Annotated in this window: 20 protein-coding genes; 6 read left to right on the top strand and 14 right to left on the bottom strand. The window is 30.9% G+C overall.

Features of this window, described 5'->3' with window-relative positions; translation table 11 throughout:
- Window positions 1-60: 60 nt before the first annotated feature.
- A complete protein-coding gene (locus FD06_RS00805; RefSeq protein ID WP_420834743.1) occupies window positions 61-2,079 on the bottom strand; it encodes a copper-translocating P-type ATPase in 2,019 nt (672 codons plus the stop codon).
- A gap of 74 nt (window positions 2,080-2,153) precedes the next feature.
- A complete protein-coding gene (locus tag FD06_RS00800; protein ID WP_056965595.1) occupies window positions 2,154-2,591 on the bottom strand; it encodes a CopY/TcrY family copper transport repressor in 438 nt (145 codons plus the stop codon).
- Window positions 2,592-2,765: 174 nt separating this feature from the next.
- On the opposite strand from FD06_RS00800, the gene FD06_RS00795 reads away from it, so the two are divergent.
- Entirely contained in the window at window positions 2,766-3,599 is an 834-nt protein-coding gene (locus FD06_RS00795; protein WP_056965594.1) for a phage integrase N-terminal SAM-like domain-containing protein, read from the top strand.
- 29 nt (window positions 3,600-3,628) lie between these two features.
- On the opposite strand, the gene FD06_RS00790 is transcribed toward FD06_RS00795, so the two are convergent.
- Both FD06_RS00790 and FD06_RS00785 read right to left on the bottom strand, forming a co-directional pair.
- Complete coding sequence (locus FD06_RS00790) at window positions 3,629-4,126, bottom strand: DUF1836 domain-containing protein (protein ID WP_056965593.1); 498 nt, start codon at window positions 4,124-4,126, stop codon at window positions 3,629-3,631.
- Window positions 4,127-4,166: 40 nt separating this feature from the next.
- The gene (locus tag FD06_RS00785; RefSeq protein ID WP_237757212.1) at window positions 4,167-6,506 is read right to left on the bottom strand and encodes an HAD-IC family P-type ATPase; all 2,340 of its coding nucleotides are present in this window, start codon (window positions 6,504-6,506) and stop codon (window positions 4,167-4,169) included.
- A 119-nt stretch (window positions 6,507-6,625) separates the two neighbouring features.
- Between FD06_RS00785 and FD06_RS00780 the strand changes: the two genes are divergently transcribed.
- The 3 genes from FD06_RS00780 (at window position 6,626) to FD06_RS00770 (ending at window position 8,575) form a co-directional block, all read left to right on the top strand.
- A complete protein-coding gene (locus FD06_RS00780) occupies window positions 6,626-7,468 on the top strand; it encodes an aldo/keto reductase (RefSeq protein WP_056965591.1) in 843 nt (280 codons plus the stop codon).
- Window positions 7,469-7,643: 175 nt separating this feature from the next.
- On the top strand, window positions 7,644-8,087 hold the full coding sequence (locus FD06_RS00775; protein ID WP_056965590.1) for a hypothetical protein: 444 nt from the start codon (window positions 7,644-7,646) through the stop codon (window positions 8,085-8,087).
- 29 nt (window positions 8,088-8,116) lie between these two features.
- Window positions 8,117-8,575: an FUSC family protein gene (locus FD06_RS00770; protein ID WP_082605233.1), complete on the top strand. Its 459-nt coding sequence runs from the start codon at window positions 8,117-8,119 to the stop codon at window positions 8,573-8,575.
- 14 nt (window positions 8,576-8,589) lie between these two features.
- Here the strand turns inward: FD06_RS00770 and FD06_RS07475 are convergent, their stop codons facing one another.
- The 4 genes from FD06_RS07475 to FD06_RS00750 form a co-directional block, all read right to left on the bottom strand.
- A complete protein-coding gene (locus FD06_RS07475) occupies window positions 8,590-9,192 on the bottom strand; it encodes a helix-turn-helix domain-containing protein (RefSeq protein ID WP_082605232.1) in 603 nt (200 codons plus the stop codon).
- Between the two features lie 129 nt (window positions 9,193-9,321).
- Window positions 9,322-10,296, bottom strand: coding sequence for a S66 family peptidase (locus FD06_RS00760; protein WP_056965588.1), 975 nt, complete (start codon window positions 10,294-10,296; stop codon window positions 9,322-9,324).
- A gap of 4 nt (window positions 10,297-10,300) precedes the next feature.
- Window positions 10,301-11,290, bottom strand: coding sequence for a D-2-hydroxyacid dehydrogenase (locus tag FD06_RS00755; protein ID WP_054657505.1), 990 nt, complete (start codon window positions 11,288-11,290; stop codon window positions 10,301-10,303).
- Between the two features lie 153 nt (window positions 11,291-11,443).
- Window positions 11,444-14,038: a lectin-like domain-containing protein gene (locus FD06_RS00750; protein ID WP_056965587.1), complete on the bottom strand. Its 2,595-nt coding sequence runs from the start codon at window positions 14,036-14,038 to the stop codon at window positions 11,444-11,446.
- Window positions 14,039-14,324: 286 nt separating this feature from the next.
- Here FD06_RS00750 and FD06_RS00745 point away from each other — a divergent pair, with 286 nt between their 5' ends.
- Window positions 14,325-15,275: a YdcF family protein gene (locus tag FD06_RS00745; RefSeq protein ID WP_156403064.1), complete on the top strand. Its 951-nt coding sequence runs from the start codon at window positions 14,325-14,327 to the stop codon at window positions 15,273-15,275.
- Window positions 15,276-15,315: 40 nt separating this feature from the next.
- Here the strand turns inward: FD06_RS00745 and FD06_RS00740 are convergent, their stop codons facing one another.
- The 3 genes from FD06_RS00740 to FD06_RS00730 all read right to left on the bottom strand — a co-directional run bounded on the left by FD06_RS00740 (window position 15,316) and on the right by FD06_RS00730 (window position 18,893).
- Entirely contained in the window at window positions 15,316-15,705 is a 390-nt protein-coding gene (locus FD06_RS00740; RefSeq protein WP_054657515.1) for a DUF1093 domain-containing protein, read from the bottom strand.
- A gap of 21 nt (window positions 15,706-15,726) precedes the next feature.
- Window positions 15,727-18,384, bottom strand: coding sequence for an HAD-IC family P-type ATPase (locus FD06_RS00735; protein ID WP_056965585.1), 2,658 nt, complete (start codon window positions 18,382-18,384; stop codon window positions 15,727-15,729).
- 227 nt (window positions 18,385-18,611) lie between these two features.
- Window positions 18,612-18,893, bottom strand: coding sequence for an ArsR/SmtB family transcription factor (locus FD06_RS00730; protein ID WP_056965584.1), 282 nt, complete (start codon window positions 18,891-18,893; stop codon window positions 18,612-18,614).
- 139 nt (window positions 18,894-19,032) lie between these two features.
- Here FD06_RS00730 and FD06_RS00725 point away from each other — a divergent pair, with 139 nt between their 5' ends.
- Window positions 19,033-19,929: a metal ABC transporter solute-binding protein, Zn/Mn family gene (locus FD06_RS00725; protein ID WP_056965583.1), complete on the top strand. Its 897-nt coding sequence runs from the start codon at window positions 19,033-19,035 to the stop codon at window positions 19,927-19,929.
- Window positions 19,930-19,960: 31 nt separating this feature from the next.
- Here the strand turns inward: FD06_RS00725 and FD06_RS00720 are convergent, their stop codons facing one another.
- The 3 genes from FD06_RS00720 to FD06_RS00710 form a co-directional block, all read right to left on the bottom strand.
- Complete coding sequence (locus FD06_RS00720; RefSeq protein ID WP_056965582.1) at window positions 19,961-20,347, bottom strand: Hsp20/alpha crystallin family protein; 387 nt, start codon at window positions 20,345-20,347, stop codon at window positions 19,961-19,963.
- 19 nt (window positions 20,348-20,366) lie between these two features.
- On the bottom strand, window positions 20,367-20,777 hold the full coding sequence (locus tag FD06_RS00715; protein ID WP_054657525.1) for an Hsp20/alpha crystallin family protein: 411 nt from the start codon (window positions 20,775-20,777) through the stop codon (window positions 20,367-20,369).
- A gap of 122 nt (window positions 20,778-20,899) precedes the next feature.
- The gene (locus FD06_RS00710) at window positions 20,900-22,201 is read right to left on the bottom strand and encodes a GH25 family lysozyme (RefSeq protein WP_054657527.1); all 1,302 of its coding nucleotides are present in this window, start codon (window positions 22,199-22,201) and stop codon (window positions 20,900-20,902) included.
- Between the last annotated feature and the right edge of the window lie 39 nt (window positions 22,202-22,240).

The following is a 22,240-nucleotide window of genomic DNA, read 5'->3' as shown; positions in this document are numbered from 1 at the left end:
ATGTACTCCTACAAAAAAGGTTATAGCTTTATCTTATCAGATATGGCTATAACCTTTTTACTATTTTATTTTTAAAGTCATAGCATTAATGGCTACAATTACTGTGCTTAATGACATTAAGATAGCACCTAACATTGGATCTAATAAAAATCCAGCGAATGGATAAAGAATTCCAGCTGCTATAGGTAATGCAATAATATTATATCCAGCTCCCCACCATAAATTTTCAACTATTTTGCGACGTGCTTTTTTAGCTAGTCTGATTAAATTAATCACATCTTTAGGATTACTGTTAACCAAAACCACATCGGCAGAGTCAATTGCAATATCAGTTCCCGAACCAATTGCAATCCCAATGTCAGCCTGATTAAGACTTGGGGCATCATTAATCCCATCACCGATAAATATAGCATCGCCAGTTCGTTGATACTCTTTAACTATTGCTTGTTTATTTTCCGGTAATAGTTCTGATTTATATTGGTTGATTCCAAGAATGTTGGCTACTTTACGTGCGGCATTCCTATTATCACCAGTTAACATAATTGGTTCTATATGATTCTTCTTTAGAAAATCAATCATCATTTTAGAACTGGGTTTAATTGAATCACCTTCAGTTATTATCCCAATCACGTCAATATTCTCAACTAGATAGCTAACGGTATCTTCTGGATTATTATTGTGATTAGGAATGTTAAAACCATTTTGCTGTAAATATTTTTGTGAAACTATTTTATAATTATTTGAATCAATATTAGCACTTAATCCCGCACCATTTATCTGTTGTAAATTATCAGCTTTGATAAGTTTAATACCTTTACTTTTAGCTAAATCGACAATTCCCTTCGCTAATGGGTGATTAGATTCTGCTTCTAAACTAGCGGCCAATTGTAGAATTTTGGTTTCAGAAATTGTATCGTTAAAACTTTCAATCGTATTAACTTTAAAATCACCAGCAGTTAAGGTGCCTGTTTTATCCATGAAAGCATACTTAATTTGGTTTATTTTTTCCAAACTGGTGCGATTGCGAATTAATAAACCATTAGTAGCGGCAATACTGGTACTCCGAGCAGTTATCAATGGAATCGCTAAGCCTAGTGCATGCGGACAGGCAATAATTAAGACCGATACGACAATTGGCAAAGTAAAACTAATTCCCTTGATAGGTAGCCAGCTTATTAAGGCAATTAAAGCTACTAATAACGCTGCATAAAATAGATATCCAGCTACTTTGTTCGCTAAATCTTCAGAATTGCTTTTATCACTTTGCGCATCTTGAACCATTTGCATAACTTTTGATAAATATCCATCATTCCCAGTTCCTGTAACTAAAATTTTAATGCTACCAGTACTGTTAATGGCACCACCGATAACTTTATCGCCTTCATTTTTAGCTACCTTATTTGATTCACCAGTAATAAAAGACTCATTTACAAAAGTATTGCCACTTTGCACGATTCCGTCTGCCGGAATTTTTTCACCAGCCTTAATCAAAAGTACCTGGTCATTTTTAATATCATTAACGGAAATATCTAAAACTTGATTATCATTAACTAGGTGTGCATTATAAGGCAATAACTTAGCTAAACTGTTCACCGCCGAACCAGCACTGCTGACAGAACTCATTTCAATACGATGCCCAAGCAACATAATTACTATTAAGGTTGATAGTTCCCAGAAAAAGTCATTAACGGGGCCAAGCCTCGTAAAAATATTATTCACTAAAACTGCATAAATACTGTATCCATATGCTACCGTTATGCCTAAAGCAATTAAAGCCATCATCCCAGGCTTTTTAGCACTAAACTCACCCTTAGCACCACTGAAGAATGGCTTCCCACCGTAAAAAAACAATATAGTACTTAAAATGGCTACTAAATATTCAGAACCAGTAAAGGTTATTTGAAATGGTAATCGCATGCCCATCATTGGTGACATCAGTAAAATTGGTATCATTAATATCAATGATACCCAAAATTTTCTTTTAAGATTTCCCATATGCATCATATGTCCACCATGCATCATCATATCTCCATGATTAGACATATCATGGTGCATAGATTCCATATCACAATGATTCATGTTGATTTCATGATGCATTTCTTCATGATGTGCATCATGATGCATATCCATATTTTTCATGTTGTTATGATCACTCATAGTTTTTCCTCCTTCGGACAACTTAGACAGTTACAATTGATTTCTGTTTTAGCGTCTTTTTCTTTACGCTTTAAAATTTCAATCAAATCTCTGATATCACTTTTTTTTATTTCCAAATTATTAATTAAATATTTAATTACGGTTCCTTGTTGCATACAACAAACATTGTTAATAGCATTAATGGCCATTAATTCACTAGCATCTTGTTCATCAATATTTGCAAAATAAATATTTTTTCTTTTTTGTTTATCCGATTTCAAAGCATTTTTAGTTAATAAACGGCCAATTAGAGTTTTTATGGTGGAAGCACTCCAACCTTTTTTACTGGATAATACTTCAATAATTTTTTTGCTGTCAGTTTTTTTGAGCGTCCAGACTATCCGCATTACTTCCCACTCAGCAGAAGTAATATTTAAAGTAATATCATTTTGCATATTTATACTCCTTAAATAATTTATGATTATAGTTTACAACTGTAAACAAAAAAATCAATAAAAACGACTTATCCAATTAAACATAAATCTTTTACGCTGAAAGTCTGATACAATAAAATAAATTGTGCAATAATCAAATTATTTAAAAATACTATTTAGAAAGGAGCTATTAAATTGTCTACTAATAACTACCCCTACCAAGATGGGTTTGAAAAATATTTATCGATTCAGGGTCTCGCCCCAATTACAATTGATGAATATACTGCTACCTTGATTGATATGTTTGAGTATTTATCTAACTTTAACCTTAGCTATCAAGAAAACCACCGCGTTAGTCAACTATTAGATCGAGATGTTGAGCAATACATGCAGATGCTAGTAGATAATCGTTCGATTCAAAATTTAACTTACAATAAAATCCTTTCGCATATTAATATCTACTTTAAATTTCTATTTACACACGGGTTTTCTAACAATTTACCCACTTTAACTTTAAAAGGTAAACCAAAGCCACAAAAACTCAAGAGATTATCAACTAAGTGGTTAAACGCTCTGTCAGAAATTCTCAGTGATGAGAAGGTTAATCAATACACTAAATTAACTTTATTACTAATTAGTAAAGGCTTTTCGGTCAAAGAATTTTTAAAACCTGGCTTTTACAAGTTAATGAGCAAAATTGAATTTAGCGAAAATGAAAAACAATTTTTGAAATGTTTTGACGAATTCATCAAACCCATTCAAATTAAGCAAAATAGTTCAGATATCTTTTTGAAACAAAGATATAGCGATAACCCTATTTTAACTTTACCGGGTTTGCACAAGTATCTAAATCCTAGCGAAAAAATGTTAGGTATTGAATTAGACCCTAGTGTGTTATACCAAAGTTATGTTATTAATTATATGGTTCAAATTGGTCACAATTTACCTGATGACGTTATTTCACAAAAATTAAATTTAGATCCAACTTCAATTATCTACTATCGTAGAGAAGCTGAAAAATATATGTAAAAAGCCTTGGAATATATTCCAAGACTTTTTTAGTAGTGTGAAATTGAACTATAAATATTATTAGCCTTCAAACGATCTACAATCGTATCTGCAATAACACTTAGCAGTTCATCAGTGTCACTCTTAAAATCTACATTAGCTTTATTTTGAGCTAAGTTATGGAGTTTAGAAACTAACAGCGTAATAAACTCATCGTATGCTTGTTTAGGAAAATTATTTTTAGTAACTGCATCAATCCCAGCTCGAATGTCACTAATTGAAAAAATTGGCTTTAATAAACTAATAATTATGATATCAGCAATGTGAGCCGTTTGATATTTTTTCTTAACTGGTGCAAAAGTAGCTTTATTTTTAACATAATTATTAACCATCGTTTTAGTGACCATATCCGCACCTAGTGGCACGACCGCTTCATTAACGACTGCAATTAATTGATCCATGTATAAGTCAAACTTAGGTAAGTCATCCCACTTTGGCAATGTAATATTTGCCATTTGCGATTGCCAACGCTTATATTCTTCGTTCATAAAAGCACCTCATTGAGATAATTATATCATAGTAGATTATCTAAGATTTATCATATCGATGAATAACCTTAACCACTAATTTTTGTACAATGGTTAATACTGGATAAGCAGTTAAAACAATTATTAACGCAATTGCCGCAATTGGTAGTTCGAACATGGAAACATAGTCGAATAGTTTGCCTAAGAAAAGAAATACGATCAAGAAAATAACTCCCGTCGGAATTATAATCATCAACTTATTTTTGTTAATTGGTTTAGAAACTAGAAAAAGTGCTATCCAGCAAATAACTCCCGTAATCAGCACATTTAAAGATGAACGATCCATGTAATCAAAACCAAACATTTTTCCAGCATACATAATCACTAGAATATAACTGACAATCGTAATTGCAGCGGGCAAGGCTACGTTAAAAATCTTACGGTAAAATTGGTCGGTTACTCTTTGATAATTTGGTGCTAAAGCTAGTAAAAATGATGGTAAGCCCACCATAAACGTACTAATTGGCGTTAACTGAATTGGTTGAAATGGATAATCGTGGCTTGAAAAGATGAACAAAATACTCAACGCTAAAGAGAACATTGTTTTAATCAAATATAGTGAAGAGACACTGCTGATATTATTGATAACGCGACGTCCCTCACCTAAAACATTTACCATTGATGAGAAATTAGAATCTAGTAACACAAAGTTAGAAATTCCTTTGGCACTTTCACTACCTGAAGCCATCGCAATTCCACAGTCGGCCTGCTTTAGGGATAAAATATCGTTCACTCCATCCCCAGTCATTGCAACAGTATGTTGATTATCTTGTAAAGCTTTAACCAATTTTTTCTTTTGAACTGGAGTGACTCGGCCAAAAACCGTATACTTGTCAGCAATCTTCACAAAGTTATCATCATCACTAACTGTTGACATATCAATCATCTTATCGGCGTTAGGAATATTAACTCTTTTGCCAATGTTAGCAACTGTATTTGGGTCATCACCAGAAATTATTTTTAAGTTAATGTCTTGTTCAGCAAAATACTTTAGCGTATCAACTGCATCTGGACGAATTAAATCATTAATTAAGATTAAACTTAGTAGCTTGGGGTTATCTAATTTTTCTTGTAGTAAAGATTGATTTTTAGCTAGACATAAAACTCGATAACCATTTTTAGTGTAACTTTCAATTTTTTGTCTAGTGTCATCTGACATGTTTGGCAAGACAAATTGTGGTGCGCCAATCACAAAACTTCCTAAGTTTTCTACATCAGCACCACTCCATTTTCTTTCGGAAGCAAATGGAATATACTTATTAATTTTTAAATCAGGCTTTTTGAAAGCGTTCTTTAAAGCTAGTGCAGTTTCATTAGAATCTTCATCAGCGTAAATAACTGCCCCAATTGTTTTATCTAAATATTCATCTGAAACATCACTCATGTTAACTTTTCTAGCAAATTTTAGCTGACCTGTCGTAATCGTTCCGGTTTTATCAAGACATAAGGTATCCACCCGAGCTAAAGTTTCAATTGCTGGTAAATTCCTAACTAACACTTTTTTACGTGCTAATTTTAAAGCTGAAACAGCTAGCGTTACCGTGGAAAGTAATACCAATCCCTCTGGAATCATCCCCGTCATCGCAGCTACGGTTCCAAGAATTGAATTGTTAACATCATTACCATGCATTAAGTTAGAAACAAACAAAATAATTCCTAAAGGAACTATAATAATAGTGAGAACTTTAATTATTTTGTTGATAGTATTAAGTAACTTACTGTTGTTTTCATTGCCGTTGTCATGTTTAACTTCATTAGTAATTTTGTTAACAAAAGTATCAGCTCCCACTTTTTCAACTAAAATGTAGGCACTACCACTGATGATAAAGCTACCCGAAGTGATTTGGTCATTAGTATGTTTAGCAATTGGTTTCGATTCACCAGTAATTTGTGATTCATCAACACTTACTAAATTGGTTTGAACAATTTTACCATCAATTGGAACTTGATCCCCATGATTGAGTAGTAAAACATCATTTAAGACAATATCGTTTTGACTAATTTCAACGAGTTTATTGTCACGAAGGACTTTTACGTTACTTTTAGAGAGAATAGCCATCTTATCTAGTTGACGTTTAGAACGAATTTCTTGAATAGTTCCCACAATTGTATTAACAACTGCGACAACAATAAATAACAAATTCTTATAATCGCCGGTATAAAAGACCATAGCCGCTAAAACAATATTGATCAAATTAAATAAAGTCCAAGTATTAGACTTTATGATTTGCGGAATGCTTTTAGTTAAATTAGAATGATTAGTATTATGAAAACCCTCTTCAAAATATTTTTGAGCTTGGGATGTAGTTAAACCTTTTTTTAAATAATTATTTTCAGACAATTCCCATACCTCATTTCTGTAAATAATTAATTGAATAACTATTTTAATATATAGTTTTCTTTAATTTATACTTATTATATTAAATTATCATAAAATTAAGAATTAAGGAGTGCTTACCAATGGAAAAAAATATAAAACTATCAGATGGAAACATTATGCCAATAGAAGGCTTTGGAACTTATAAATTAGATACACAAGAAAAAATGGACGTAGCATTTAAAGCGGCATATAAAAACGGATATCGTCTTTTTGATTCCGCTCAACTATATAAAAATGAAGACCTATTAGGTAATTCGATTAAAAAATTTGGTGTTGATCGAGAAAACCTTTTTATCACCACTAAAATACCAGAAACTAAGCAAGGATACGATTCAACACTACGTGCAATCGATGAATCCTTAGAGAAATTACAAACTAACTATTTAGATTTATTATTAATTCATTGGCCTATTCATTCTAAATTTTTTGAAACTTGGCGTGCGTTAGAAGATGCTAAAGAAGCCGGTAAAGTAAAGTCAATTGGGGTTAGTAACTATCACCGCGCACACCTAGAGCTTTTAAAAACCCAAGCTCGTGAAATGCCAGTAGTGAATCAAATAGAAAATCATCCCTACCTAAGTCAACCCGCTCTTATTGAATATGATAAGAGTCAAAACATTATTACACAAGCCTGGAGTCCAATGGGACGTGGCAGTGTGTTACAAGATGCCACGATTAAAGAGATTGCTGAAAAGCACGGAAAATCCACTGCTCAAGTCGTTTTACGCTGGCATCTTCAACGCGGCGTCGCAATTATTCCAAAGTCTAAAAATGAACAAAGAATTAAAGAAAACCAAGCTATTTATGATTTTGAATTATCTGATAAAGAGATTGGTATGATAAACAACTTAAACAAAAATCAGCGTAATGGTGATGACCCCGAATTAGTCTATGAAATTGAACATCAATATCCTACGCATTAATAATAAAACTATCGCTAAATTAGCGATAGTTTTTTAATTTTAAAAATTATAGTTAAAGCATGTGGTATAGTCAATATTGTACATTAATTAAAAGGGGTTATTTCATGCATAAAAAAAATAAATTTAGGCAATTGTTCTTTGAAAATATCAAATTTTTTTATCATTAGCAATATCAATGACAATTATGCAATTAGTATCTAATATTAAATTAGGTACTTTAGTAGTTTTAGGGTCTTTATTTTTTTACTACTATATTCCACAAGAAAACTATCAAGGGTTAAAAAATGTATTTATAGCAGGATTTTCAGGCATCATAGCATTTTTGATAATGACTATTTCTAACATATTTCCGTGGATTACCGCTTTAATTTTAGGAACAATTTGCTGTTTTTTCTTTTTCTATAATAAATTATGGAACTTAACCGGACCCGGACCATTTTTCTTAGTTATGATATCTTGCATTGCCGGAGTACATAAATATATTAATGCTTATACTACAACCGAATCGGTACTTTATTTATCGGTGGGCATACTAATTTCAATTATTTTAGCAGCTATTAACGAACTTATATTTAACTATTTTAAAATAAACAAAAAGCAGATACCACTAATAAATTAACTTTTTCCGTAGATAAAGTATCTTATGATATTATAATTAAGTCTTTTGTATATGGATTTGCGGTCTTTTTATCGTATTATGTTGGACAAAACTTAGGCATTTTAAACTACTATTGGGTAGTTATTGCATGTTCATCTATTTTGCAAGCTAAATCAATGTCACACGCATTTAAACGTCACCAAAACTATGTATTAGGTACAATTGTTGGTTGTATAATTTCGTATGCTATTCTATCAATTAATTTTTCACCAATCGCTATATCAATATTGTTAGTAATATTTAACTCACTTATTTATTGGAAAATAAACACTAACTTTTTAGTTGGAAACTTTTTTACAACTCCTATGGCTATTTTAATTTCTAAACTTAGTAACCCATTATTAAATAACGAAGCTATTCCTGAACGTTTTGCTGCTATTTTAATTGGGACTAGTATTGGGATTTTAAGTGTATATGTTCTAAATTATTTACAGAAAAAATGTATGTAAAAAGCACTGCTTTATTAACAGCGCTTTTTATTTTTTATATATACAGTAAGATTATTTAAAGTGATAGCAATAAAACACAATACGCTAACCCCACCCAACATAATTCTAATAAAATTATTAGTCTGTATTGCATTTAATATAGATTTAATTCCAGAAGATATAAATATTAATGGTAATCCGATATTTAAAGCGAAATTAAAAATATTATCCCCTTGAATTTGTTTACGCCATTTATTAATTAAAATTGACGCAAACTCGCACACAAGTGAAATAATCATGGTAATTATAAACACATGCAAATCAGATGGGTTTATAAACATCCAATAAAAGAAACTAATAACGAAGGCGACGTTTATTAACCACTCAAAAGTTTTTATATTATGAATTACATCTTTTTTGCTTAGATAGTCTTTCATTCCGATATCTTCTTTTAGAAGTGTGTCTAATGAAACATTATAATAATCGCTAATTTTAACTAAACTATCAATATCCGGATAACTTCGTTCATTTTCCCAGTTAGAGATAGTGTTACGAGAAACATGTAAATATTTAGCAACTTCTGACTGACTAACATTTTTATTTTTACGTTCATTTTTTAATCTTTCACCAAATCGCATGATTAATTTCTCCTTTAAATAATTGGTAAAATTATCATAACTAAATTACCCATAAAAGTAACGCTCATTTTCTTGACAACATTGATATATCAATAAAAAAAGCAGATATTTATTATCTGCTTTTAATAGTTAATATAGAACTTTAATACTTAAATTATTATCTATTTTAATTTTACTTCCTAAAGGAATGGTGAAAATTGGTTGAGCATGACCGACATTTAAATTATATATAACTGGAATTTCTTTTAAAATTGGAAATTTATCCAAAACATACATCAATCGACTATGTGTCATTTTACATTCTTTAGGGAAACGACCTATAAGCAATGCTTTTGGATTTTCAGCTGCTTGCAATAGTGAGGCTAAATCCCTAGAAAATTCTTCCCAAGGATTGTCTTCTGAAAACTCTACTAATAATATTTTATTAGACAAATCAGGTTGATAAGGAGTTCCTTGTATTAAAGTAAAAGTATCCAAATTACCACCAATTACAATTCCTTCAGCATCGCCTGGATTATAAACAGACCATTGGTTTTTGTATAAAGTTATTTTCCCATTGTCATCATACCAAGGTCCACTAGACCAAAATTTAGATGGAACGATTTCAAAACTATTATTAGTTAGAGCAGTTAAAAAATAATTATCTTGATAATCACCAAGCTGCCCTAACATTTTTAAAGAAGCAAAAGCGGGACCATAATAAGTAACTAAACCTGTTTTAGCGTGAATTGCATTAGATAAAGCTGTAAAATCAGAAAATCCACAAATTATTTTAGGATTTGCTTTTATTATTTCATAATTAACATATGGCAAAATTTCATTGGAGGTTAATCCACCAATAACTGTAATAATTGCTTTAACATTTTTATCTAAAAATGCAGCGTGAATATCAGATACTCTAGATTGAATAGCAGAAGTATTCATCATATCATGCTCAAAAATATGTTCTCCAAAAGTTACTTTAAATCCCCAATTCTCTAATTTTTGTTGCGATATTATATTAGCATCCATACCACCAACTCTATATATAGAATCACTGGGTGCAATAATTCTGATTTCATCACCAGGTTTAATCCTATCCGGAATTATTGTATTTTTTATCATATTTTTAATTCACCTGATTCAAAGGTTTTTCACCTTTTATGACTCTGCTAGTTTCATCTAGTGCAATATCTACCATGTTTTTAACAGCCATGTCGGTATAAAAGCCTGTATGTGGCGTAACTTTAACGTTTGGCATGCACATCAATTCGTTCAGAGCTTCATTGTCTGATTTATTATCGCCTAAGTTGGTATTGAAAATTCCAGCTTCGTTTTCAATAGTATCAATTGCAGCTCCCGCAATTTCTTTACTCTTTAATGCTGAAATTAACTCATCGGTAACTACGACGCCACCCCTTGAATCGTTGATAAAGAAAGCTGTAGGTTTCATCATTTCGAAAACTTTTGCGTTAATCATATGTTCAGTTTCTGAAGTTAAAGGCGTATGCATTGTGACTATATCAGATTCTTTGTATAAAGTATCGTAGTCCACATAATATAAAGTATCACATAGTTCAGGTCGAAAAACTGGATCAACCGCAATTACTTTAGCGCCTAAAGCTTTAAATATTCTAGCTACGGCACTCCCAATTTTACCAGCACCAACAATTCCAATCGTTAAGTTGTGAATTTCATTAGCTTGTAGTCCAAACCATTTAAAATTATTGTGATTTAATCTATCTTCAATTAATCCCAAGTTACGCACCAAATACATAGCTTGTGCTAAAACTAATTCACTAACTGAACGCGGTGAATAAGCAGGAACATTGGTAACTGCAATGCCATTTGCTGTTGCAGCCTCCAAATTAGCAATTTCATAGCCAGTAGTTCGAAATGCCATTTGCTTAATACCATGTTTAGCTAACTTTTCATATATTTTAGGGTCTTTTAAAGAATTTAGTTGTTGAACTGATACTCCATCATAACCTTGAGCTAAATCAGCAGTTTCAGCATTTAATTCCTTTTTAATAACATCAACTGTAGCATTGTTATTAGCTGCCCATTGATTAATTTCAGGTTCTTCATCTTCTCGAACATTGTAAACTAGAATTTTCATCTTAAACATCGCCTTTAAAATATTTTTAATCATTTTATCATTATTTTTTAATTTTACAAAATAAAAAAAGCATCTCAAAATGAACTGTCCTATTAAAAGTTGACTTTAGTGTTCAACCCTATAGGTATCATTCATAATTGAAATGCTTTTTAATTATTTAACATTTTTTATATATTTACTGTTAGCATAAACATAGCCACCAGAAACACGATATCTTAAACTACCATGCTTTAAAGTATTATCTTTATCTGAATAATCCCAGTTTTTAATTAACATAGTCTTAGCTTTTTTAACGGTTTTTACTTTTTTGCTTAGCTGAGCATCATTATAGATGGTTAAACCTTTTTTAGCAGTAAACGATTTAACTTGTTTGTGAACACCTTTAGCAACTAAAGTCTTGTTAGCTGTAATGAATGTTCCATTGTTTAAGATGTAACGTGTTGAACGTTTATTCCAAACAATTCCCTTCACGTCTAACGTTTGACCTTGTTTGTAATGTGCAACTTTACCAGTTAAATTCTTGTTATTGTATTCATTGATGCCACCAGCACTAATTACAGTAACTTTACCTTTAAAATTAGTTTCGTAAACTGGTAATACATAATCTTTTCGAACTGTAATGTAACCAACACGATTTTTATGATTCATTTCATGAACTTTATATCTTAACAATCCAGTTTTACTTTTACCATGACCATCTACCACGAAAATAGGTTTATTAACCATTGGTTTATTAGTGTAGTGTCTTAATAAATTAGTCTTGCTGAATCGATTACTTTTATATAAGTTCATGGACTTAGTTGGATAAACAATTGTGTCTTTTTTTAGTAGACCATTATTATCATAATTACTATTGTTGTCATTTTTGATAATTTTGTAATTCAAATAAACATCAATATTGCCGTCAATGTAATTACCATTTAAATTACCCTTAGAAACTGAAGTAAATTGATAATTTCCATCATTTGGCATTGATACTGAATAACTATCACCAACATTTCCTGAGGTAACTTGTTTGTTGAACTCTTTACCATGTTCATCTAAATAGTGAACGGTCACCGTTCCTTTGCTTAAAGGAGGTGTTGGAACTGGATCAATCGGAGTGATGTTCTTTTTATACTTTAGTATTACCACGGTTGCTTCATCGGAATAAGTTCCTAATAAAGACCCTTTAACTATTGAATCATATACATAATTATCTATTTTATCAGGATGAATATTATACGGCTTACCAAATTCATCTGAAAATTCATCCGTCTTTATAACATTATTGTCTTCATCTTCGTACTTTACAATTAATTTACCTTTTTTTACCAAAATAGGTAAATTCTTTTTGCTTAGATATATTTTAGCATCTGAATGCATATAATTTTCATTCTCTCTGGAACTTAAATCACTTAATTGGTACGTCTTTAAATCGTTTTCATATTTAGCAATAGCTGATTTAATAGAATAGTCATTATACTCAAACTCAGTGCCTTCAGAATTGTCTGATTTTTTAAATATTTTAGAGGTAGGTACTTTTTTTTCGTAGTCATTACCAACATTAAAAAGTAATTTATTATTATCATCATAATCAAATATTTGTAATTTATTAGCTTGATATTTCAATGTTAAATTCTTTATTTCATCGTTTTTTAGACTACCCGTCAAAATATTATCGGAAGGAAGTGGAATATCTTTTTCTCCATCAGATACTGATGTCAAGTGGTAACCACCAATTTGAGGTATTTTAATTTTATACTTGTCATCTTCTGAATATTCAACATCAACGTTGTATTTTACTGTATCTGCTCCTATGTCTGTAACGTTAAGAACTTTATCTTCACCAAAGACATCTTTGGTAAAATCATAAATAGGTTTTTTATTATTATCCAAAACATTAACATTAACTGAGCTTTTTTTATAATACGAAACCTCATGGAACTTAAATGCTTGTTGCCCTGTCTTTACACCATTGGAACCAGCAATAAGAAAAGATTTGGGCATTTCATTACCTGAATTAATTTTACTAACGTCAATAGACCAATGCATGTCGCCTAAATCGATAGATAGCTTTCCGTCTTTATTTCCTGAATATTGAATGGTAATAGGGATATAGCCATCTGAAGCATTTAATTTACTTGTATCATTAATACTTTGTGGATTAACAGTTCTATCCTGATTTTTGTCATAATAAGTAACGGAAGTGTTAGAATTATTATTTTTATTGTAGACAAAAGATCCAAATATACTTTTTGGTTCGTAGTAATCACCATTTTGATCACTAAGTTTATCAACTGGGTCTGATTCATAATCTCCCTTGTTTATTTCAGTATTATTAGTACTTTTACTGTTGTAGTAAGTATCAATTTTAAATCCAAAAGCATTATCCAGACCGCTAATGCCTAATCCTCCACCTGCTAATCCAATTGAATTTGTATTTCCAGTACTAAATACAAAAGATATACCATCACCAAGAGTTGTTTTATTATAATCACCAGTGCCACTAATTTGAACGTCACCTTTCATAGTAAATCCCTTGGAAAAATCAACTTTATTTTTTAACGTTGCGACACCTCTTACTTCACCATTTTTACCATCATGAGTAAGAGTTATAGTGTTTCCATCAACATCTTTTTTATCAACATCAAAAGCTTTATTTATATCTGTAATTGTTTGCTGTTCAGATGCTTTAACTGAATTACTAAAAGAATATAAAAATGTAAAAATAGATAGGAATGTTACAATTAAAAATGACTTTTTCATATATGTTCTCCTCTACATTTTATTAAGAGTTTAATTTAAATTATTACAAAAATCGTCATAACCATACTATGGTATAATAATTTTATTAATCATACAATAAAGAAATATTACATTTTATTAACATTAATTTAATAATAAATATAAAATTATGATAATATTAGCAAGGTGTAATATAATGTTCATACATATATTAAAGGAGTGATTTCATATTTTAATCACATTTATACTTATCTCAATAGCCGGATGGATAGGTACCTATCTAAGCTATTCAGAAAATAAGGCCAGATTGTTAAATGGTTTTTTGCTAATATTTAGTTTATTTTTCACACTAATATCTCTAGCTCTTTTCGTAGTTAATATCGATAATGACATTTTAACAAGATTGTCATTAATTATATTCATAATTATAGCTATCCCGCTTATATTTTTATACACACTACAGTGGATATTATGGTTATGGAATGCTTGGATTGTCTGGCGCAAGGAAAGTCATTCAATTGCAAACATGTTAACCTTAATCATTGGAGTTGGAATTCTGATTTCACCATTTATCGTCAATTTGATTAAGGTAACTTTTGATAACAAATTTGGTGATTTTGTTATTTCATTGATTCAACTCTCAATTTTTTACATTGTATTTTGCTTCATTGCATTCATTAGTTCTGCTGTCATGTGTCTACTATATAAACCGAAGAAAGATAAAGATTACATCATCGTATTAGGATCTGGATTACTAAATGGCAATCAAGTATCTCCTTTACTAGCAGCTCGTATTGATAAAGGAATTGAGTTTATGAAACAACAAGTTAAAAGCGGAAACAAATCACCTATTCTAATTTGCTCTGGTGGACAGGGAAATGATGAGAGTATCCCCGAAGGAACTGCTATGCAAAATTATGCAATCAAGCAAGGCATCGATGAAAAATTAGTATTAGCTGAAACACAATCTAAAAACACCTTACAAAATATGCAATTTTCCAAAAGGGTTATAGAAACTAAAAAACTTAACCTAAGTAATGGAATTTTTGTTTCTAATAATTATCATATATATCGAGCCAGTGGATATGCTAGATTGGCCGGATTGAATATTAATGGGATTGGTGCTAAAACAAGTTACTTCTTTATTCCAAACGCTATAATTCGCGAGTACATCGCTATTTTAATGTCTCATAAAAAATTACATTTATTCATTGGAATGGTGATATTAATACTTTCGATTTTGAAAGCCATAAACTAAAAAAATAACCTATTACTCATTTGAGTAATAGGTTATTTTTTTAGTTTAATTTATCAACAATATTTTTAGGCACATCTGATTTATTAACCTCGTTAGGTCCTTTAACAATCAATTGTTTGCCAACCTCAGCTTTAACAATTGAACCTGGCGTCAATGGTTTAACGTCTTCACCAGATAAATAATGTTCCATATTTATGACTTTGCCATTCTTAGTTACGAACCTAAAGTTATATTTATACGTATAAATACCTTCAACAACTTTATTCTTTGAATTCTTCGCTTTTTCTTTAACTGGTATTTTATTAGGAACTTTCGCATAAGCAATCTCACCGGTGTAACGGTTTTGATAATAATCATTTCCATTTTTAAAAATTAAAAAACCAATCAAAAGCACTACTATTCCAAGAATTCCGAATATAAACTTTTTCATATGAAATTTCCTATCTAAATTTTACTCACTGATTTTTTTAGAAATAAACTTATCTATTTCGGCCAAAGCTAAAACAATGATTCCTGCGACTACTGCAATAGTCCATCCGATAACACCAATACCTGTGGTGTAGAATGCACCTTGCATGAATGGAATGTAAGTTAATCCTAGCTGCAATAGAATCATTATTCCAACAATCATAAAGGCCTGTGGATTACTAAATAGAGTTTTAGAGAACAACGGCTGTTTAGTACGAATACTGAATAGATAGAAGATTTTAGCAAATACAATCACGTTAACTACAACCGTACTTGCAAAAACATCACTAAAGCCATTTGCTGTTAGCAATTCAAAGGCTATGATACCTAAAATAGCCATTAAAGCAGCTAACCAACCAATTCTAATGCCATCCCACTTGTTCAACAAACTACCACTAGTTTTACGTGGCTTTTGTTTCATTAAATCTTTTTCACCCGGTTCAAATATGAACGCAAATTGAATGGTGATAGCAGATACCATGTTAATCCATAACAATTGAGTTGGTTGAAGTGGCATATCATTTTGCATCAAAATAGTAAAAGCTACAATCAAACCTTCGGCAAAGGAAGTTGGCAATAGGAATTGAATACTTTTCTTAATATTGTCATATATGCGACGACCTTCTTTAATTGCTGGTGAAAGAGTTCCAAATTTGTCATCAGTTAAAACCATGTCAGCTGATTCTTTGGCAATATCAGTTCCTTTATTACCCATGGCAACCCCAATATCAGCTCGTTTCAAGGCAGGCGCATCATTAATTCCATCACCTGTCATCGCTGTAACCTTGCCACTATCTTGTAAAGATTTTATGATATCAAATTTATTTTGCGGAGTAGTACGCGCAAAAACTTGGTTATCTAATACTGCTTGTTTAAACTCTTCTTTATTCATACCATCTAATTCAGCACCAGTAACTGCATGAATATTTTCAGCTAAGCCTAATTGTTCACCAATTGCCTTAGCGGTTACAGGGTTGTCACCTGTAATCATTTTAACTGCTATGCCTGCTCCGTTCATTTCACGAAGAGCTTTCATAACACTTTCACGTGGTGGATCAATGATTCCAGCTAACCCTAATAGGTGTACACCTTGTTTTATTTGTTCATGGGTTATTGCTTGAACCGAGTCATCGACATTTTGATATCCAACCGCAATTACTCGCTTACCTTGAGCAGATAAAGTTTCTACTTGACGATTCCATTTATCCATATCAAAATCTTTATCCACTTTTTTAGCTAAGGATAGCAACTTATCTGGCGAACCCTTAATGAATAATTTACGTTGTCCATTTTTATCATCTACTAATTTAGCAATATATCTAAAATTAGAATCAAATGGTAGTAAATCGATTTCTTTATAAAAATCATTATTTGAAGTACCCAAAGCTTTAGTATAAGCCGTTAAGAAAGCTCCATCGGTCGGTTCACCATTTAATACCCATTTATCATTTTCCTGATTTAATTGGGCATCGTTTGCTTCATTTCCAGCTTCTAAAAATAATTTTAAGGTGTCATTCATTTGTACTGAATTACCATTTTCGATAATTTCTCCCTTAGGGGTATAACCATTACCAGTCACCTGATAAGTATGATTATTAAGAATGATATCCTTAATTGTCATTTCATTTTTAGTTAAAGTACCAGTTTTATCAGTAGCAATTACATCAACTGAACCTAAAGTTTCTACAGCTGGTAAGCTTTTAATAATCGTATTTTTATTTTTAGCCATGTCACTAACTCCACGTGACAAGACAACTGAAGTGGTTGCTGGTAATCCTTCTGGAATAGAACCTACTATCATCGCAACTACTGATAGTGACAACACACTTAATGAATAAGTTTCTAAGAAGAAACCAAGTAAGAATAGTAAAGCTGAAGCAAATATAATTACGTATGAAACCCATTTACCTAAGCCATCTAGTTCACGCATAAGTGGTGTTTTACTATCTTTAGTTTGACTAATATTTTCGGAAATTCTACCAATTTCGGTGTCCTTACCTGTAGCAACTACTACCCCAGTAGCACTTCCAGACGTTACTGAAGTATAGGCAAATGCCATGTTAGTTTGTTCAGCTAGAGCTGGATTATCACTACTAATAACTTCCGCATTTTTTGCGATAGAATCAGATTCACCAGTTAAAGATGACTCCTGAATTCTTACGTTATCGGTATCAAATAATCGCATATCAGCTGGAACTTTATCGCCTGCTTCTAGGAAAACTACATCCCCCACTACTACATCTTTAGTTGGAATATCAACTCGATGACCGTCACGATAGACCGTTGAATTAGTAGCTAGAATGCTTTTTATTTTATCTAAGGCATTAGATGCATTAGCTTCTTGGTAATATCCAATAAAAGCATTGATAAAAATTACCAAAACAATGATAAAAGAATCCGAAAAGTGTTGTAATAACAATGTTAAAATGGCTGAAAAAATCAACACATATATGATAACGTTGTTAAATTGTCTTAAAAATAGTTTTAATTTCGAATCCTTTTTAAATTTTAACTCATTAGTTCCGTATTTCTCCAATCTCGTTTGTGCCTGCTTAGAATCTAAACCAGAGTTAATGTCTTTTATGTCGTACTTAGATTTGAGTTCACTCAAAGTCAAATTAAAGTCTTTTGAATTATTCAAATTAATCGTTAGCTCCTTTTTGTATTAGTATCTAAATTATATTGTCGTACTAAAAAAGTAACTATTCAATTAAAAAGAATGGTAAAAGCTTATAGTTGCTTCGCTGCGGAACTTCATCCATTTAATGTTTCCCCCTTAAATTTAGTAGCCATATCATATCAAATTATGTTTATCTATTTAATTATATTAATATTTTTTAAAGATATATTTAAGATAAACTTAACATTTCATTCACTAAAGTGATCTTTTAAAATTTGTAGTATGGTTTCGACGTGCTTATCAGAAATTGAATAATAATGATTACGACCCTGTTTTTGAATTTTAGCTAAACCTGAGTCGGTTAAAATTCTTAAATGATGTGAAATTGAAGTCTGACTTTTTTGAGTATGCTCAACTAGAGTTTGTACGTTAGTATCCCCATTTTGAATTAGATAATATAATATGTTGATTCTAGTTTCGTCATTAAGTGCTCTGCCGAGAGTCTTCAAGCCTTTTTTAAATGTGTTCATAAATGATTGCTCCTAACATATTTATATATTTGAATATTTATATATATGATTATATCACACATATGTGTTGACAGTTCATATATTTTTAAGTATGATTACTTCTGCAATATAAAATAACTTTTCTAGGAGCGTATCTAAATTGAAAAAATCATTAAATAAATGTATCGGTCTTGTTGGTATTATCGTAACTTTCACTTTATTATTAACTGCATGTGGAAATAACAAAGAACAGTCCAAGTCAAATAAAATTAATGTTGTTACGTCTGTTAACTTTTATAGTGAAGCTGCTAAAGCTGTACTAGGTGATAAAGGGGAAGTAACTTCCATTATTAGTTCACCATCTTCTGATCCACACGACTTTCAACCTACCCCCAAAGATTCCAAAATAGTTGCTAAAGCCGACTTTGTAATCTACAACGGCGCTCATTATGATTCATGGATGAAGAGCTTATTGAACAATAATTCATCAGCAAAAGTAACCAACGTAGCTGCTGACTTAATGCATAAAGATGAACATGATAATGCGCATATTTGGTATGATTACCGCACTATGCCTAAGTTAGTAAATAGCTTAGCTAAACAATTTAGTGAAAAAGATTCCAAAAATGCTAAATTATATAAAGAAAATGCCAAAAAATACATTGATTCATTGAAACCAATTGAAAAAGCAGTTAAACAAATAAAAAATGAACATAAACACAATAACAAAGTTGATGTTACAGAACCAGTATTTAACTACATGCTATCTGATATGGGCTACACGATTAATGATGCTGGATTTTCAAAAGCAGTTGAACATGAAATTGACCCTACTCCACAAAATATCCGTGATTTGCAAAACGATATCAAACAAAAAAGAATTTCTTTCTTAGTAGTTAATAGTCAAACATCAGATACAACTGTACAAAACATGATTAAGTTAGCAAATGAAAATAATTTACCAATTGTCAAAGTTAGCGAAACTATGCCTAAAAATACTAACTACAAAGATTGGATTATGAGTGCTTTAAATCAAGTTCAAAAAATAAATAAATAAAAAAGCATCCCTAAGGGATGCTTTTTTATTGTTAATCAATGCTAATGTCATAGCCTTCATTGTTGTCTTTATTCATCTTAGGAAGAACTACGTCTAAAATGCCATTTTCATAAGAAGCTTTAATTTGTTTGATATCAACGTTTGGTAAGTAAAATGAACGTTTAATATTGTTAGATGATATTTCACTAAAAAATACTTTCCCATTTTCATTATCGTGATTAGTATCTTTCTTAGCACTAATGCTTAAAGTATTTTCACGATAATCCATATGGATATCATTCTTATCGAAGCCAGCCAATTCAGCATTGACTTCGTAACTATCACCATTATCAATAATGTCAGTCTTCATATTATTATTATCATTGAAAAAACCGTTGTCTAACAAATTTTGAACTGGGTTTACAAATTCATTTCTCATAAAAAAACCTCCTCAAAAATTAATCAATATCGATGTTATCAAGTTTGTTTTCTTGTCTATCTTTTGGAAGCGTTATCTTTAAAATACCACCATCGTAACTAGCCTTAATTCCATCTGCCTTAACATTTGGAATTTGGAAAGAACGAGCAACGCTTTGAGTAGAACGTTCGATGCGTAAGTATTTATTATCATTTTTATTAATTTCGTGATTAGCTTTAACGCTTAAAGTATTGTTACGGTAATTCAAGTGAATATTTTCTTTCTTGAAACCTGGTAATTCAGAGGTAACCACATAGTTATCTTTATTTTCAATAACATCTGTTCGCATTTGATTACCGGCAAATGAACTAAAGAAATTATCATCAAAGTCACTCATAAAATTGTTCATTGGACTGAATAAGTTCATATTATTTCTTAATTCTCTAGCCATAATCAAAACCCCTTTAAATGTTTATTTGTTGATCTCTTTATCAATCAACAACTATATAATAGTCAGAATTGGTCAAACATTCAAGAATATAGCTCAAAATAAAAAGAAGTCTTTACGACTTCTTATTTAAAAGCAGATTGGTAAATCCATCCCATGTTTTGACCACGATAATAACATAGATAATAATAACTCTTCCAACCATCTTTTTTAGCACGTGAAACAATGGTCATCTTTTTATTACCATAGTTTTTACCATAGTGTTTAATAGAGGTATTTGTAAATTTGCTGCTCGTAACATGATTATAAAAGTTAACTTTACTGTTAATTTTCATCGTTTTAATTTTGTTATATTTTTGATAATTAATATATATACCTAACGATTTGCCATTAATCCAACCTAGTAACTTACCGTTGTAGTAACATCTATAATAATTATTACCATTGACCTGAGCCTGACTGTTGAAAGTTAAGTTTTTACCAGCATAATTTTTGCCACTATATTTAATTTTAGAATTATTCTTATATTTATTATCTTCGGGCACATGATTATAAAAGTCATCAGAAACACCGTTAGATAAAGTTTTAACCCCATTATTAGCATAATAACTAGTATTGTTTACTATCGGCGCTTGATTAGAATTATTGTTGTTGCTGTTGTTACTATTGGAACTGTTATTATTGTTGCTGCTGTTATTATTGTTATTGCTATTTTGATTACTATTGTCAGCATTATTATTTGGAGTAAAATTATTATCTCCAATAAACCAACTACTATCTTTATAAGTTAATAAGCTTGAATCAATATATTGATTCAAAGCTGGTGAATAATAGTTATCTGTATACTGCCATAAAACATGTTCACGACTAGGTTCATTAGTTTGATATGCTGCCAACCAATAGCCATCATAATTACTAATAGCTTGTGATGCATATTTAAGCATAAAGCTTTGATATGAATAAAATAAGATTTTACGATTGCCTACTAACGGTCTTAATGCTTGAAGCCATGCATTAGCGGCATCATTAGTATCTCCATTAGTCACGGTTTGGGTCTCATAATCATTCACATAAAATTTAGCATCTGGCGCTCGATCATATAAAGTACGTGCCTCATCTGCTGCATCAGAAACACTATCATACATACTGTATGAATATACTCCGTAAGGTACGCCGTATTTATTCATTAAATCACGATTTTGTTGAAAGGTCTTGTCAGCATACGCACTGCCATATTGCACTCTTAAAATGACAAATGGTACTTCGTTTTTTAAATTTTGTACCTGACTATCAGTAAATACACCCTGGTGTTCTGATAAATCATAAACGTTATTAGAATCTGCATTAGCTTTTAGTTGAACATGCTTAAACGCAAAAATAAATGTAATAAATGCTAGTGTTAGTAAAATATACTTATGTTTTTTCATTAAAAAACTCCCGCTATTATAAATCGTTTTACAATTTTT

The sequence above is a fragment of the Apilactobacillus ozensis DSM 23829 = JCM 17196 genome (assembly GCF_001435995.1).
GTDB classification, from domain to species: Bacteria; Bacillota; Bacilli; order Lactobacillales; family Lactobacillaceae; genus Apilactobacillus; species Apilactobacillus ozensis.
This window is presented reverse-complemented; position numbering and strand designations above follow the sequence as displayed.